11 protein-coding genes are annotated in these 15,779 nt (G+C 40.9%); 1 reads left to right on the forward strand and 10 read right to left on the reverse strand.

Features of this window, described 5'->3' with window-relative positions:
• Positions 1–4: 4 nt before the first annotated feature.
• The 10 genes from PQO01_RS21625 to PQO01_RS05975 all read right to left on the reverse strand — a co-directional run bounded on the left by PQO01_RS21625 (position 5) and on the right by PQO01_RS05975 (position 14,821).
• Complete coding sequence (locus tag PQO01_RS21625; RefSeq protein WP_420792911.1) at positions 5–1,735, reverse strand: sugar phosphorylase; 1,731 nt, start codon at positions 1,733–1,735, stop codon at positions 5–7.
• Positions 1,736–3,045: 1,310 nt separating this feature from the next.
• Positions 3,046–4,830, reverse strand: a complete 1,785-nt coding sequence (locus PQO01_RS05935) for an HAD-IIB family hydrolase (protein ID WP_274313115.1) — start codon at positions 4,828–4,830, stop codon at positions 3,046–3,048.
• A 107-nt stretch (positions 4,831–4,937) separates the two neighbouring features.
• Entirely contained in the window at positions 4,938–5,537 is a 600-nt protein-coding gene (locus tag PQO01_RS05940) for a Tll0287-like domain-containing protein (protein ID WP_274313116.1), read from the reverse strand.
• 94 nt (positions 5,538–5,631) lie between these two features.
• Positions 5,632–6,903: an ammonia-forming cytochrome c nitrite reductase subunit c552 gene (locus tag PQO01_RS05945; protein WP_274313117.1), complete on the reverse strand. Its 1,272-nt coding sequence runs from the start codon at positions 6,901–6,903 to the stop codon at positions 5,632–5,634.
• Complete coding sequence (locus tag PQO01_RS05950) at positions 6,900–8,831, reverse strand: FAD-dependent oxidoreductase (protein ID WP_274313118.1); 1,932 nt, start codon at positions 8,829–8,831, stop codon at positions 6,900–6,902. Before PQO01_RS05950 ends, PQO01_RS05945 begins: the two co-directional genes overlap by 4 nt.
• 111 nt (positions 8,832–8,942) lie before the next feature.
• A complete protein-coding gene (locus PQO01_RS05955) occupies positions 8,943–9,743 on the reverse strand; it encodes an ABC transporter ATP-binding protein (protein WP_274313119.1) in 801 nt (266 codons plus the stop codon).
• A gap of 9 nt (positions 9,744–9,752) precedes the next feature.
• Positions 9,753–10,598, reverse strand: coding sequence for an ABC transporter ATP-binding protein (locus tag PQO01_RS05960; RefSeq protein WP_274313120.1), 846 nt, complete (start codon positions 10,596–10,598; stop codon positions 9,753–9,755).
• 13 nt (positions 10,599–10,611) lie between these two features.
• Positions 10,612–12,129: an ABC transporter permease gene (locus PQO01_RS05965; protein WP_274313121.1), complete on the reverse strand. Its 1,518-nt coding sequence runs from the start codon at positions 12,127–12,129 to the stop codon at positions 10,612–10,614.
• Positions 12,130–12,194: 65 nt separating this feature from the next.
• Positions 12,195–13,499, reverse strand: coding sequence for a CmpA/NrtA family ABC transporter substrate-binding protein (locus tag PQO01_RS05970; RefSeq protein ID WP_420792912.1), 1,305 nt, complete (start codon positions 13,497–13,499; stop codon positions 12,195–12,197).
• Between the two features lie 398 nt (positions 13,500–13,897).
• Positions 13,898–14,821, reverse strand: coding sequence for a sigma 54-interacting transcriptional regulator (locus PQO01_RS05975; RefSeq protein ID WP_274313123.1), 924 nt, complete (start codon positions 14,819–14,821; stop codon positions 13,898–13,900).
• A 250-nt stretch (positions 14,822–15,071) separates the two neighbouring features.
• Here PQO01_RS05975 and PQO01_RS05980 point away from each other — a divergent pair, with 250 nt between their 5' ends.
• On the forward strand, positions 15,072–15,770 hold the full coding sequence (locus PQO01_RS05980) for a PspA/IM30 family protein (protein ID WP_274313124.1): 699 nt from the start codon (positions 15,072–15,074) through the stop codon (positions 15,768–15,770).
• Positions 15,771–15,779: the final 9 nt, after the last annotated feature.

Genomic DNA, 15,779 nt, shown 5'->3' on the forward strand with positions numbered 1-15,779 from the left:
AATTTTAAACTTTATTACTTATCCAAGCACATTGGTAAGGGGCCAGTTCAATAACTGCACTTAAATCATCATAAGATTGGTCACTGAGCAAGTCATGCCAAGTTTCTGTAGCTATTAGGTTAAGTTCGACTAAGGGGATTTTTTGAACTTGGTCACTAATATTATGAATCGCAAAAATATTTTGATGGCGATCTAGGCTCTCTCTCCAAAAAGCAAAGAGGGTGCTACCTAAGTGTAAAGTATATTGAGTGGCATTTGGATGAAAAGCTGCTTGTTTGCGGCGAATTTTAATTAGTTGCTTGAGTCTATTAAAAACCGTCATGTGGTGACTTGAGGGGTCTTGTAGTTTTTCATTTAGTTCATTAATATCCCATTGGCTACGATTGATCGAACGCGCGCGACCCGTTTTCTCAGCAAATTCGTGATCATTTTGTGTGCCAAGTAAGCTGTGGATATATATAGCAGGGATACCCTCGAGAGCTAACATAATAGTGTGGGCGCATATAAATCGATCTAGATGCCACTGATCCGACTCAGAAGAATTGGCCTTAACGGTAGATTTAAGTGCATCAAAAAGTGAAATGTTGACTTCATAAGGTTTGTTTTGACCATCGGGAGTCTGTCTCATAGAGATATGACCGCCAAAATTACTTAAGGTCGAAAGCATATTACTCAACTCTGTATCATTTAATAAACCTTCAGCAGGGCGCACACCTATGCCGTCATGGGAGGCTATAAAGTTAAGATAAGTACGACCTCGTTTGGCAGGAGGCATGGACATCATCCAAGTTTTGAGGTGTGAGCAATCCCCAGTCAGTAAACTATTAATTAGTAAGGGGGGTAAAGAAAAGTTATAGATCATATGAGCTTCATTATCATTGCCAAAGTAACTTAAATTCTCGCGATTTGGGACATTAGTTTCAGTGATGATTAAAGCGGATGGCTCGATGTTTTCGAGAACCAAACGGATGAGTTTTATGATTTCATGTGTTTGATGAAGGTGCACGCATTCAGTGCCGCTTTCTTTCCACAAAAAGGCAATGGCATCGAGTCTGAAGAGCCTTACGCCATGTTTAAGGTAATCAGCCAAAATACGAATCACTTCAAATAGGACTTCAGGATTAGCATAATTGAGGTCGACTTGGTCAGCACTAAAGGTACACCAAACAGATTTTTCCCCTTTTTCAGTTTTGAATTCTGTTAGCAAGGGGGTCGCTCGAGGTCTTACGACTTTACTGAGATCAATCGAATCTTCAGGGATAATAAAATAGGATTTTCCAGGGGATTTATCCTCGAGGAAATTCTTAAACCATTTTGATTGACTTGAACAGTGGTTAATAACAAGGTCGGCCATGAGTTTGAACTCACTGGCAATGGCTTCGACCTCTTGCCAAGTACCGAGGTCAGGATTAATGGCATCATAATCAATAACTGAAAAACCGTCATCAGAACTGAAGGGTGAAAAGGGTAAGATGTGAACCGAGTTAACTGTTTTGTTTAGTTCTCTATGCAGGAAACGGTGAAGGGTTCGAAGAGGAGGTTCACTTTGGTCAGATTTTTTTATGCTGTCCCCATAGGTGATAAGGACCACATCATCTTCTGACCACTTATCCTGTTTAGTGTTTGTCAAAGGGCTAGCAGAAAGATTTAATTGCTCCATGAGTTTATCTGTTAGAGTATTAGTACAAATATCTTTATCTAATGACCCATAGATTTCTCTTAAATGTAGAGAAATACGCTCTTTTAAGCGTTGTGTAGAAGGAGAAAGTACCGGCGTTTGTAGTGCGGAAGTGGAAAAATCACGATGATCTTTTTCAACGGCATCCACAAGTCGTTCAAAAATATCTGGTACGGCAGCGCTAACGCGTTTCCAGCTAGGCATAAAGGGACTTTCCATAGCTTTTTCAAGAAAGTCTTGTCCTGCGTGAAGAATGTTTTCGGCAAATAGTTCGACCGCTTGACCTTCTTTATGGCGATCATAGGATAGACCATTAATGAGGGCGTCATTGTTATAACTATCGATGAGGTCTAGTGCCATACGGTAGTAGGTTGCTTTGATAGTTCGTATTGTCCCGGTAGAAAATACGGTGCCTTGTGTCGCCATCTTGCGAAAGAGTGATTTCGCGATGTCCGCACTCATTTTAGAAAGACCTTTGGAGCGATCACTTTCAGATAAGATCTGATGTTTATGGTCATAATTGTCAGCAATATCAACTTGGCAGATTTGGTTGCTAGAATAATTGCGTTGCAATTCTGAGAGTACGCCCATTTCAAGTCCCCAATCCGCAGGGATTCGTATATCTTCCAAAACATCACTTTTCATAGAGAATTCCCCTGCTAAAGCATAGCGAAAACTATCGAGATAATCCAGGTACTCATTGGGTCCACAAACCTGTTTCATAGCGCGTATAAGAGGAGTGACCAGAAGCCTGCAGGCGCGGCCATTTAATTTCTGACTCGCAATGCGCGAGTAAAACCCCTTACAAAATTTATAGCTAAAGTTGGGATGCACAACAGGGTAAATGAGTCGAGCAAGTAAATCGCGCTTATAGGTGAGGATATCACAGTCGTGAAGGGCGACAGCTTTAGCTTTTTCAGTAGCTAAAATATAACCGAACATGTACCAAACATTTCTTCCTTTTCCCGGGTGTGGAGGGGCTAGATCATAGGACTGGAGCAAGGCATCGATGGCGCGGAGTCGAGGTCCATCATGCCACATGACTTGAGGTTTTTGCGGGAGGCAATTAAAAAATTGTAGGGCATTGCGGTATTGGTCTTCATCGGCACGGTCCAGTCCGACAACAATTTGCTTTAAGTAATCCACATCTCTAAGTTCTTCGACAATATTAGCTAATGCGGGACCTTCTAATTCAGAGTAAAGGGAAGGCAATAATAATGCCATTGGTTTTTTTTTACTAAAAGTCCTTAGCTCATCTTCTAATTCGTTGATCGGTCGTTGGTTAAGGCTGTGAAGAGTTGTTACAATACCGTGCTGATGAAAATCACCCATGGTGTTCTCCTTGTTTTAGACATCATTTGTCTTTGTTAAAATTGTATTCCATAGAGGGATAGAAAAAGTTCTTTTATGGCTTGCTGCCAAGCGGTGGGCCCGCTTTCGGTACATTTGATTGTATGAGGGGCAGATATTTCAAATGCAGCATGTTTTTTGTTAGGGATCAAAGCGCCTATGTCAGCTTTATTGAGCATTGTTTGATCATTAGGGCTATCTCCAAGGGCAACGACTAGCCAATGATCTGAAGTCTGTGTTTTAATATAATGGGATCGTAAGCTTTCAAGGGCGTCGGCTTTGTCGGCTTGTCCCATGAGGTGGATAAATTGACCGCCACGAATGACTCTGACGCCATGATCTTCGAGGCTCGCTTTGAACTCGGTGAAATTCTCAAAACTATCATACCATAAGATAGGTTCAGTGGAATTGCGTTGTTTTGCTAAGTTCGCAGACTGTGGCTTAAGTCCAGTGGCAGAGCTTATTTCTTCCGCAGTCATATCACTAAAACCAGTAAATTTATAATTGTGTTTCTGACGTAAGTTATGCGCTAGCTCTAAGATTGATTTTAAATCAATTGAACTTACAGAAATCTTGTAGTTTTCATGGTCGGGGTAAGCAATGATTCCACCGTTTTCAGCGACGATGGGTGTTGGTGGTGTTTTGAATTGTTGCTGAATTTGTTCAGCTAAAGGGATCATTTCCACAAGAGTTTTACTTGAATTGAAAATGACAGGGAAAGAAACTTTAGACAATTGTTCTAGGCTTTGATTGGCAGCTGCCCAACTATAGTTTTCATCTAGTAAGCTAGCGTCGAGGTCAGTAACCACTATGAGTTTAGACTTACTAATGTAGGGCGGCCAGTTTGATTCCTTATAAGATTGAGTATCGATCCCATGATTTTCGTTGAGATAAAAGGTGAGATCGCTTTTTTGAGGCATATCTTCAAGCATCCATCGAGTCAGCCTTTCATAGTGCATAATAAAGCGTTTCAACTGAGAGCTATTCATAATTTGAGAACTAGCACTCGGGTCAGTCTGTTGCTTTAATAATCGTTCTTCTTGTTGACTTCGCCATAGGTGAATACGTTCGAAATTGGGTGCTTTCAGCATAGCTAAATAGTCGAGTTTGCTGAAAAGGGCTTGGTAATCTTCCGTGAGTTGCTCGTTGATGTAGTGGCGCCAATGACCTTCTGGGTCCTCTAGCTGCTCTAGTTCATTAACATGTTTTTCTAGATGTTCGATGGCTTGTGGCTCGGCGCCAATACACCAACCTTCAAGAATAATGACATCAATAAATTGATCTGGTAAATCGTCTCCATCGGGGAAGCGGTCATCTATGGCTTTATTGAATCTTGGGATTTGTATGTTTGAAATCTTTTCATCATCGGGTAGTGCCGTCAAACTGTCTAAGATTTGCTTAGCGAGTTGAAGGTCATGCGTGCCTGGGACCCCTCGCGTTTTTAAAAGTGGATGAATCGAATCGGCTAATTCGTCTCTTTCTTTTTTCGTCAAATAGAAATCATCAATGGAAAGAGTGATGACATTAAGGCCGTATTCCTGCAATAATTCTTTGAGTAAATCTGCGAGGGTTGATTTGCCAGTTCCTTGCGCACCATTGATGCCAAGAACAAAACTTTTCTTTTGCTGAGTTTTCTTTTCTTGTGACCATTGAAGTAAATTTAGGGACAATGGGAGGTAATACTGCCAAGCGGTACTTAAAAAAGAAGAAGGCAGTTCGTTCTTTTTGATGAATTTTTTTATAAAAGCTAAATGTGAGGAGGCTTTTTTACGCTCTGAGTCAAGCTTTGATTGGTCTTTCATACTTTCCCTTCATTTAGTTTTAGATACGATATAGAAGTTCTTGTGTCATCAATTAATACCTATATATCTATTTAAAAAGCGGGCCGAAGCCCGCTTTATGTCATATCTTAGTTCATTGGAATACGTATAACAACTCCGCCCATGACTTCGCCCATAGCAAAGTCAGTTCTAGGACTATCTTTGTGATCGTTGTGGCAGTCGATGCATGCATCAGAAACTGCGACGTCCGGATAAACTGCAGTATAGAACTTTTTGCCACCGAGATCTTCAGTACCATAAAAGTTTTTACCTGGATTAGCACCAATGTATTTCAAGCCTTCTTTCTCCATGGGAGTCTTTGGAGCATTTTGCTTGTTAATAGGCCACTCTGACTGTAAAGAGTATGTGAAACCAGGGTTTTGTTCCATGGCTAGGTCACGTGCATAGCGGAACATTTGAGCTGGTAGCATGACACCATTTTCTTTGTCTTCCCATTTTTCGTGGGGTTTAATGATCTTCTTTTCTTTACCTAAGTTTTTAATAACGTGTTTCGTGTAGGCTGTACGAGTACCTTTCATAACGGCAAATAATGCATCGGCCATTTTTTCTGGTTTTACACTTTCTTCTGCAGCTGCAGGAGCAGCGGCGGGTTCGGCAGGTTTGTTGCAAGAAGTTAAAAAGCTAGCTCCAAAAGCTAGAGTTAAACATGTTGTTGTGATGAATTTCATGATGGTTATTCCTTGAATTGACTATGGTGGTTATGCCTGCAAAATTGTTTTTCTTGTTGAGGTCGATAAATGTAATGTTTCTATATATGCCTCCTTATTCTCGTTCTTTCGCCCATTTGAGCGAGGGGATCTCTTTACTTGGAGATCGATTAAAATTGTGCTGAATGAGCTCCTCATCAGCAAGAGCGTTAATGGAAAATTCTAAACCGTGGCACTTCATGCACGCACTACGAATCATTTTTTCGTTGGGACGCAGATTATTATTTTGATTATGATCGACGATGACCTTGCCATGTTTCTTTATTCGTGGCATGTGACAAGTTGCACAAGAGACACCTTTATTAAATTCGCCCATTTCGCTATCTATTCGCCAGTATGTGTAGTGCGGCGATTTTTTGTAGTTGAGTGAATGGCTATCATTATGGCATTTTAGGCAGGCATCCATGGCGGCAGTTCTTAAGCTAAAACGGTGGTCATTGTGGCAACTAATGCAGTTAACTTCGCGGTGTGCAGCAGAGGCTTTCATTTCTAAACGTGCATCAGCAACTTTCATTGCAGGTAGGCCAACACTTAAACGCATGCCATGGCGACCTTCTTGGAAAGATTTGCTCTCATCTTTATGGCATTTCTGGCAGGTTTGCCAAGGGACTTTATTGTTCCAAGTTTTGTCCTCTTCATTTTCATGGCATGCACGACAATTCACCCCAGCCGCCGCGTGAGCCGTGGAACTCCAGTCATGAAGGATTTGAGGATTAGGTAATTCGGGTGAATCGTGTTCTATGAGGGCTTTTTTCTTATCAATTTTTTTGTGGAGCGCCAACTCGCTAGCTGCGTGTAAGTGGTCATCTTCTCCGTAGTGATCGACTAAGAAGTCTTCGTATAAGGCACGGTTGTCGTGATAGTTGTGACAGCCTGCAGTTGCACAAGTCTGAAAATCTAAACCCTTATGGGATTCACGTTCTTCGCCAATTTCGCTGTGGCACTCGAGGCAATAATTTTCAGGTAGAGTGACGCCCATTTTCCCTGTAGAGTGAGGTACATGCTCGCTGTGGCAAGTGACGCACTTTCGTCCATCTAATTTTTGAACCATTTCAAAATTACGAGGATCATTAAATTTATTAGCAGGGTGAGAATCCTGAGAGTCCTTTAAATCTTGTTGGTGACAATCGATGCAGGCATTTTCTTTAATACCCATATTGGGAGTATGGCAAGCATCGCATTTTAATTCGATTTGATAGTGACCATGGCTCGTTTCATTAGGTAGAAAGTTGGGCTTCAGTTCTTCATTGAGCAACTCATTTCCAAAGAAAATAGAAGCGAGGGTGCTGAGGATGATCCAAGCAAGTATGGGGATGAGTGTTTTCATAATGAGAAATAGTAGGCTTGTAAGATGTGAAAAGTAATGAGCACGGGAATGGGCCAAAAGACGAGAAAATGAATAAAGGTGATTTGTCGACGCCAACGACGACAGAAAGCGGCAACTCTATTCGTTCCATAAAATTCAAAACTAGTGGTGAAACCCGTAATAACTCCAAATAAATTCATGGTAGTAAAAGTCCAGAATAAGTAGGCGTTGATATTTTTTCCTGGGTTGAACCCAGTATGAAGCATAAGGATGATAAGACTAATCAAAGCGAATACAGCATGAGAAACACGCCATAAGTTGTAGTTGCCAAAGCGGAAAAATTTAAAGCGCTTTCTTAGACTAATAGCAGCGGCAAATAAAGTGAATGCGAGGATTGAGAAACCAGTAATTTGTCTCCATAGGCCCGAGCGTAAAGTTTGACTGATTTTGTAAGAAGTAGAGTTGTAGGAATCTATATTCCAGTACACAGGAGAGAAATAGATTACAGCAAGAGCGACTACGCAAAGACTTGAGAAGATTAGTAAGCCGCGGTTGGGTTTGTTTCGTAATTCAACTTCTTTGCCTGCGAGTTGGGCAATAAGGCCTTCGCAAGATCCACAAGCTGTACAGGCACCAGTTTCTTTTTTGAGCGTATCAATATTGTTGTTACAGGTTTTGAAGCACTGAACAATTTCACCTTTAGAAACTTTGAGGCAGTTACAGATGATTGTTTCGTCAGGCCATTTTTCAACTGAATCACTTATATTCCAAAAGCTACCCGTTTCTAAAAAGCTATTGATTTCTTCATCTGTTACTAGCATGCGGTTTTCGATAGCACTTTGAATACGACCAAGATCGGACCATTCACCGATGCCTATAGCGCCAACTAAATGCTTTTTGTCAAAGTTGAGCATGCGATAGCTAGTTTTATCTTTGTAGACTAAAGATTTAAATGGTTGAAGTGCAGCACCTAAGCTGACGACATTTTCTCCTAAAAGTTTGAGGCGGGTGGAGGTGTCGGCTCCTTCGAAAGTTTTTTCTTGACCAGAGAAGTTAGCCGCAAGAACTTCGGCCATTTTATAACCTGGAGCAACGAGGCCATAGACCGTGTTTTGGTGGCGAACGCACTCACCCATAGCATAAACATTAGCTTCAGAAGTTTTTAGCTGGTCATCACAAATGATGCCTCCGCCAAGAGATACATCAATTTTAGCTTTTTCTGCTACTTGATGATTGGGACGAATACCTGCCGAAACAACGATGAGGTCACAGTTTATGCTTTCTCCATTTTTAAAGTGAATTTTTAGGCCAGTTTCTCCTCCGGAAATTTCTTTACTGGCAGTCCCCGTGTGGACAGTGAAGCCTTTTTGTTCGATGCTTTCTTTTAAGCGTTCAGAGGCTTCGGGGGTTAATTGGCGCGGCATTAAAAAATCGGCCATTTCTACGATGTGAGTTTCTAAGCCCTGAGCTTGGAGGAAGTCAGCAGCTTCGATGCCTAATAAGCCACCACCAACGACGACGGCGGTCTTTTTATTTTCGGAAAAAGTGCGGATGGCATCCACGTCTTCGATAGTTCTATAAGTAAAAACACCTTTTTTTTCAACTCCAGGTATGGGAGGGAGAAAGGCGGATGAACCTGTTGCAAAAATTAGTTCATCATAGGGATACATTTGCCCAGAATCAGTTTTTACTATTTTGCTTTTGGGTTCAATTTGGGCAATGCTCTCACCTAAGCGTAATTCAATGTCATTATCCTTAAACCATTTTTCATCACTGAGTTGGATACTTTTGAAATCCTTGTTACGTGCATAAGTTGTCAGTTGCACGCGATCGTAGGCTAGATGCTTTTCTTTACTGAAAATGATCAATTCATATTTGTTCATGAGACCAAGTTTTACAAATTGGTCACAGAAGTGCTTGGCAACCATGCCAAAGCCGATGATGATCATTTTTTCTTTCATTATATAGATAAATTCAATTTAAAGTTTATTATAAAGAAGTCCCCGGGCCACCTCAGTGGAAGTTTGCAGGCGAAAACCAAGGCAGCCCGGGAGATTGTTTTATGCGTGCTTTTTCTTTAATTCTTCTTGTTCTTCTAAGAATGAAATCAAGTGCTCGCGGTAAGGGTAATAATCTGGATGATTTAGCAGTGTTTGACGGTCTCTAGGGCGAGGGAGGTCATTAATTAAAATATCTCCTAAAGTTGCCTTCGGACCATTAGTCATCATAATGACACGGTCTGATAAATAGAGGGCCTCATCAACATCATGTGTCACCATAAGTGTAGTGAGTTTGTGTTCAGCATGAAGTTTAACGATAAGATCTTGTAGTTCGTACTTTGTGAGTGCATCGAGCATGCCTAAAGGCTCATCGAGTAACATGATTTTTGGCTTGAGGGCAAAAGCTCGGGCAATACCAACGCGTTGACGCATGCCACTGGAAAGCTCTTTTGGTTTTTTCTCGATAGCTCCACCTAAACCCACGGCGTGAAGGTAATGCATAACAATTTCTTCTTTTTCTTTAGCTGATGCATGTGGGTAAACTTTTTTTACACCGAGCATGACATTGTCATAAGCACTGAGCCAAGGAAGGAGGCTTGGAGCTTGGAAAACGACGCCACGATCAGGGCCAGGGCCATTGATTTCTTTATCGGCAACTGCAACAGAACCTTTGGTAATGTCGTTGAGCCCTGCGGCCATAGAGAGGATAGTTGACTTGCCACAGCCTGAGTGTCCGATGAGGCAAACAAATTCTGATTCTGGTATCTGTAAACTAAAGTCTTCTAAAACGACAAAAGGGCCTTTTTTAGTTTCGTAAACTTTACTTAAATTTGATAGGTCTAAATAACGGTTTTTATCCATGGTTTAACCTTAAATTGCTGCTGGAGCGATGTCAGGTAGCGGGTAACTGTTGCTATCTGTCGTCTCGTTTAATTTTTCTTTGCGCTTTTCTTCGTTTAAGAAGCTAATAACTTCTGCACGTAAGCGACGGAATTCTTCGTTTTTATTGAGAGTTTTACGATCTCTGGGGCGAGGAATATTGATTTCAAATGATGGGCCTAAAGTGGCATTTGGACCGATGCTTATAGGTATGATTCTGTCGGCCATGTAGAGGCCTTCATCCACATCATTAGTGATGAGAACAATAGTCTTGCCAGTGGATTTCCAAATATCGAGGATTTGATCTTGAAGAACCGAACGAGTTAGGGCATCTAGAGCACTTAAAGGCTCGTCCATGAGCAAGATATCCGGATCCATAGAGAGGGCGCGTGCCACAGATACGCGTTGGCGCATCCCTCCTGATAACTCTTTAGGTTTTTTGTGAATCGCTGGGCTTAAGCTTACCATATCGACATACTTTTCAATGATGGCTTGTCGTTCAGTCTTTGATTTGTCTTTGTATATTTGGTTGACTGCTAAGCCCACATTGCCCTCAACTGATAACCAAGGAAGTAGGGAGTAGTTTTGAAAAATAACACCACGGTCTGGTGCAGGACCAGTGACAGGTTCACCTTTACTTCTCACTTCACCTTCACTTGGCTCGAGTAAGCCACCCATGAGGTTGATGAGTGTGGATTTGCCCATTCCAGAAAAACCTACGATGGCAACAAATTCCCCCTTTTTAATTTGAAGGTTAATATCTTTAAGGATTTCGGCGCGATTTTCCTTTTCGCCAAAATGTCTTGAGACATTATTGAGTTCTAAAATATAATCCATTTTCAAATCCAGGTTAGGCTGCTACGTCGTCGTTAAAACTCACGAGTTTTTGGAAGACTGACATGATGCGGTCGAGCACGGCTCCAATGAGGCCAATGATAAAGATACATACGATAATATTAGCGAGAGACTCAACTTTATTGTTTTGGTATTCTTGGTCAATAAACCAACCGAGTCCGCGTGAAGTTGCCATCATTTCTGCAACAATGAGTACCATCCAGCCCACACCGAGTGTAATGCGAAGTCCTGTGAAGATGTAAGGGATTGCAGATGGGATGACAATTTTGAAAATGCGATCAAACCAGTTGAGCTTAAGAACTTTTGCTACGTTCATGTGATCTGGATCCACAGAGCTTACACCAAGTGCAGTGTTAGAGAGTGTCGCCCACATAGAGCAGAGCGCTACCGTGATACCAGCGTGAAGGAAGGTGTTCTTTAAAATTTCTCCAGTTAGAGCATTGTCACCCACAAAAATACCGTCGATAATTTGGATTGTGATTAATACCCAAGCAAGAGGGGAAACAGGACGGAAAGTTTGGATCAGTGGGTTTAAAGCAGTCATGATAGAAGGACTCAGCCCACATAGGATACCCATGGGGATAGCAATACCTGCGGCTAGACAGAAGCCAAAGATTACAGTCGTGATACTGAGCTTAATATAGTCAACAATACTACCATTAGAGTTGTATTCCTTTCCTTTGAAAATTTGCTTTTCAAAAGCGTCGAGTTTCTTCTTGTTAGAGATGATTTTCTTCTCGAGTTCATCTTTATTGAGTGCGGCTTGGTAGGCGATGTCCTGTTGGTAGTAGGTATCAATTTTTTCGATTTTCTTAATCAGGCTTTTTGCCGTGTTTTCACTGCTTTTGTAAATGCGAACCAAGTTGCCTTCGAATACAGCTACGCGACGGTTATTTATATTAGCTAGTTTAGATAGACTTTCATCAGAGAGTTTAGGTTTTCCATCAGGGCCTAAAACAGCTTTGTTATTTTCGTCAAAGACAAATTTTTTGAGAGAGTTTAGCTGAGTTGTCATAGCTGTGACTTGCGCTTTTTTATCCGCTTCAGCTTTGTCTACTATTGCCTGATTAACCTTGATCTCGTTTTCGAGTTGACTTAAGTGTTTAAGTATTACGGCCTTAATAGAGTTGATTTTAGAAGTTAAACTCTTTTTTGTTTCTAAAGAAGTCGTTTTTTGTCTTTGCTCAATGAGTTCAGCGACACTGATTCGCAATTCTTCGTTAGTTTTAAATTCTTCTTTATTAAATTTTTCGCTCTTGTGGGTGGCCCACATAGCTTTGGCCTGACTTAATACGTATGAGGGTCCAGGAAGTTGGCCAACAGATGTTTTGATTTTTGTTGAGCAGTAGCTCCAAATCATAAAAAAGCTTACCATTGCGGCAAGGGGTAGGGCTATTTGACGAGAAAGATCGCCGATTTGTTCTTTTGGGTCGTCCCCCGTGCATAGTCGCACAATAGGGATGAACCATGTAAGTCCAGTTAATTCGAAAAAGTTAATGAGCTTTTGTTTCATAGTGATTTATTCCTGCAAGTTTCCGCTTAGTGTGTCCCTCCCGCAGGAGGGACTGGTTTTATTATTTAAGGTGCTTTGATTTCGAAACTATCGATGTAGTCGTTGGGTTTAGTGCCATCATAGGCTTTGCCGTCAATGAAAATGTCTTCTGCAGTTACAGGTTTGAAACCAGTTTCGTCATCTCCAGGAATTTCGCTTTCTTCAATATTGCCTTCTTCAACGAGGAGCTTGGCCGCTTCCATGTAGAGGTCTGGTTTGTAGATTTTTTCAGCTGTCTTCTTGTACCATTCGTCAGATTGATCTTCTTTGAGCTGCCCCCATCTGCGCATTTGAGTGAGGAACCAAACACAATCAGAGTAGAAGGGGTAAGTGGCGTTATATCGGAAGAATACGTTAAAGTCAGGCATTTCTCTGCGATCACCGCGTTCGTAAACAAAAGAACCAGTCATTGAGTTACGAAGAATTTTAGCTTCTGCACCTACATAGTGTGATCTAGAAAGGATTTGAACAGCTTCTTCACGATTTTCCATAGAAGCATCTAACCATTTACCAGCACGAATGAGCGCTTTCAGAACTGCAGTGTGAGTTTTTGGGTGTTTTTTAGCCCATTCTTCAGTGACACCAAATACTTTTTCAGGATTGTTTTTCCAGATTTCATAGTTAGTTACGACAGGTACACCGAGTTGCTTACCATCTTTTTCAGCAAATACAGCTTTCTGGTTCCATGGTTCACCTACGCAGTAACCGAGGATGGCGCGACTGTTGAGGTAAGAAGGCATGAGTGGTGGCGCATTAGGAGAAATAATAACTTCTGCATCGGTATGGCCTTTAGAATCAGATTCAGTATAGAAGCCTGGGTGAATTCCTGCAGCCGCTAGCCAATAACGCAGTTCATAGTTGTGAGTAGATACGGGGAATACCATGCCCATGTTGAAAGGTCCATCCCATTCTTCAAGAACTGGCTTGAGGGCATCGGCTTTAATAGGGTGAATTGGCTTGCCATCGGCATCCTTGGGAACGTGCTCTTTCATTTGTTCCCACACATCAGTTGCCATTGTGATACCATTACCATTCAGGTCCATGCTGAAAGCTGTAATAACATTAGCTTTTTGGCTTACACCTACTGTAGCACCAATAGGTTGACCAGCGAGCATGTGAGCGCCATCCAAAGCGCCTTTAATAACGTTGTCCAAAAGAATAACCCAGTTTTTTTGAGCCGTTAATTTTACATTGAGGCCTTCTGCTTCAAAGAAGCCTTTCTCTTTAGCAATAACAAGTGAAGCACAGTCAGTGAGCTTAATGAAGCCAAAGTGAAGGTTAGTTTTTTCAACATCCAAAGGGATGGTGTTTTCGTCGACGCTCTCCGCCATTGTAGGGATGGTGCAAAATAGGAAAAAGCTTAAAAAGGCTTTTCTGATTTTATGTTTCATTCTTTATTCTCTCTTTTTACGATTATGTAATTAATAGTTAATTACTTACTATTTTGTAACTAAGCATAAACTATTAACCTATTTTTGAAATTCAAGTTAAGATCCAGAGGAAAGTCATAAAAATAAAAAATATTTATCTAAATCATTGTATTTGAATAATTTATAAAATAATATATGGGAGTCTAGCTTGTTTTTAACCTTATTATTATAGTCAAGTATAATTATCGGAGGCTAAATAACTTACAAAAATAAAAGCTCAGCTTTGTGTGATTCGGACACAAAAAAACCTCATGTAAGGCGTAGCTTAAATGAGGTTTTTTAGGTGAGTTCTATTTGAATTAGGGGCAGTACTTTTGGTAGAAGTGACGGAATTGGTTGTAGGTCATTTGTAACTGTCGTGCTGCCTCGCTCTGATTGCCTGCGCAATCTTCGTAGGCTTTTAAAATTAGTTTGCGTTTAAAGTTCTCTACTCGTTCGTCATAGCTTAAACCCAAGTAATCAGCACCCGAAATAATAGCGGGGAGTTCATGTTCTTCTATATATGGCGTATCACCAAAGAGGTAGAGTCGTTCAACAATATTTTTGAGCTCTCGAATATTACCTGGCCAATAATAGTCCATGAGAATCTCTATTGTATTACTACGGAATTTACGTTCCTGCAAAGAAGGCATTTCTTCGTGAAGTAATTTTACGAAATGAACAATGAGCGCCGGAATATCATCCTTTCTTTGACGTAGAGAAGGGAGTTCGATTTCAGCAAAAGTGAGACGGTCATATAAGTCGCGACGAAAAAGCTTTTCCTCCATGAGTTCTTCGAGATTTGCGTTTGTCGCAGAAATGAGGCGAACGTCAACTTGGATGGCTTTGGAGCTACCGACACGTTCAAAAGTTTGGTACTCAACCGCACGTAAGATTTGTTCTTGGAAATTCATCGGCATAATACCGACCTCATCCATAAAGAGACTTCCTTTATCAGCCTGCTCCATACGACCAATTCGTCTTTCATTCGCTCCCGTGAAAGCGCCTTTTTCATGACCAAACATTTCCGAAGCAATAAGCTTTTCGGTAAAAGCTGCACAGTTTATGGTGACAAAATTTTCTTGAGCACGTGAACTAGCGCGGTGAATATAATTCGCCATCAGTTCTTTACCTGTTCCCCGTTCACCTCTAATTAAAATAGGGCGAGGGACCTTAGCGATTTTTGCGACTTTCGCAAGTAATTTTTGCATCACTTTTGATTGTGCGATTCCAGTATATTCCATAATTGTAGCTCCCATTAATCTCTTTATGGCTATACAAATAGAGCCGATTTACAGACTTTCAAGAATGTGGGGTTTTTCAATAAGTCATCTATTGAGAAACCATAATTTATTTGCGCTTGATTAATTATTCAAAATAAATTAATTAATGTAAGTGTTTATTTATAAATATTTTATGTATTTTGATTGGTGGTTTGGCACGGGTTTCGTTCTATGTTCACCATCTCAACAAAAATAAACGAGGAAACAAAAAATGAATATCTTCAAAAGAGTAAGCAATATTATTAGTAGCAAGATTGATGACTTAATCGCTGGTTATGAAGATCCTGAAATGGCATTGGATTCTCTTATTCAAGATATGGAGAAGGGGATAGCTGAACTAAGAACTAATGCCGCTAGTTGCATCAGTCAGAAAAAAATGACTGAGAAAAAATTAGCAAGCGCCGAAGCTGAAGTGAAGAAATGGCAGAACAATGCCATTGCTGCTTTAGAGAAAAGTAATGAGGACTTAGCTCGCAAGGCTTTGGAGCGTAAGAAAAGTTCTGAAGAAGAGCGTTTGGCATTAACGGCTCAATTAGCTGAAGAAACAGCACTTGTTGATAAGATTAAGACCCAACTTCATCAAGTTGAAGATAAGATTCAAGAAGCTCGCAAGAAGCGCGATACGCTCATAATTAAAAAGCGTGCCGCAGATGCTCGTAAGAAAATGGCTGAAACTTCTCAAGCGCTTGATACGGGTATTAGCTCGAGTACAGATTCAGTATTGAATGGCTTCGCGGAATTCAATAAGTACGAAGAGAAAATTGAGCGCGATGTCGCTATGTCTGAGGCGATGATGGAAGTCAATAAAGTTTCTGTCGATGACTTAGAAGAGCAATTCAAAGAATTACAGGCAGATGATGAAATCTCTGCTGAGCTTGAAGCACTAAAAGCTCAAGTTAAGAAGAAGTAAGTTCAGAGA

This window comes from Lentisphaera marina (genome assembly GCF_028745505.1).
GTDB lineage: Bacteria > Verrucomicrobiota > Lentisphaeria > Lentisphaerales > Lentisphaeraceae > Lentisphaera > Lentisphaera marina.

Bases quoted from the DNA above. Each gene is read 5' to 3' on its own strand.
- PQO01_RS05940 (WP_274313116.1), bottom strand. From the start codon at position 5,537: ATGAAATTCATCACAACAACATGTTTAACTCTAGCTTTTGGAGCTAGC.
- PQO01_RS05935 (WP_274313115.1), bottom strand. From the start codon at position 4,830: ATGAAAGACCAATCAAAGCTTGACTCAGAGCGTAAAAAAGCCTCCTCA.
- PQO01_RS05945 (WP_274313117.1), bottom strand. From the start codon at position 6,903: ATGAAAACACTCATCCCCATACTTGCTTGGATCATCCTCAGCACCCTC.
- PQO01_RS05950 (WP_274313118.1), bottom strand. From the start codon at position 8,831: ATGATCATCATCGGCTTTGGCATGGTTGCCAAGCACTTCTGTGACCAA.
- PQO01_RS05960 (WP_274313120.1), bottom strand. From the start codon at position 10,598: ATGGATTATATTTTAGAACTCAATAATGTCTCAAGACATTTTGGCGAA.
- PQO01_RS05965 (WP_274313121.1), bottom strand. From the start codon at position 12,129: ATGAAACAAAAGCTCATTAACTTTTTCGAATTAACTGGACTTACATGG.
- PQO01_RS05955 (WP_274313119.1), bottom strand. From the start codon at position 9,743: ATGGATAAAAACCGTTATTTAGACCTATCAAATTTAAGTAAAGTTTAC.
- PQO01_RS05970 (WP_420792912.1), bottom strand. From the start codon at position 13,499: ATGGCGGAGAGCGTCGACGAAAACACCATCCCTTTGGATGTTGAAAAA.
- PQO01_RS05980 (WP_274313124.1), top strand. From the start codon at position 15,072: ATGAATATCTTCAAAAGAGTAAGCAATATTATTAGTAGCAAGATTGAT.
- PQO01_RS05975 (WP_274313123.1), bottom strand. From the start codon at position 14,821: ATGGAATATACTGGAATCGCACAATCAAAAGTGATGCAAAAATTACTT.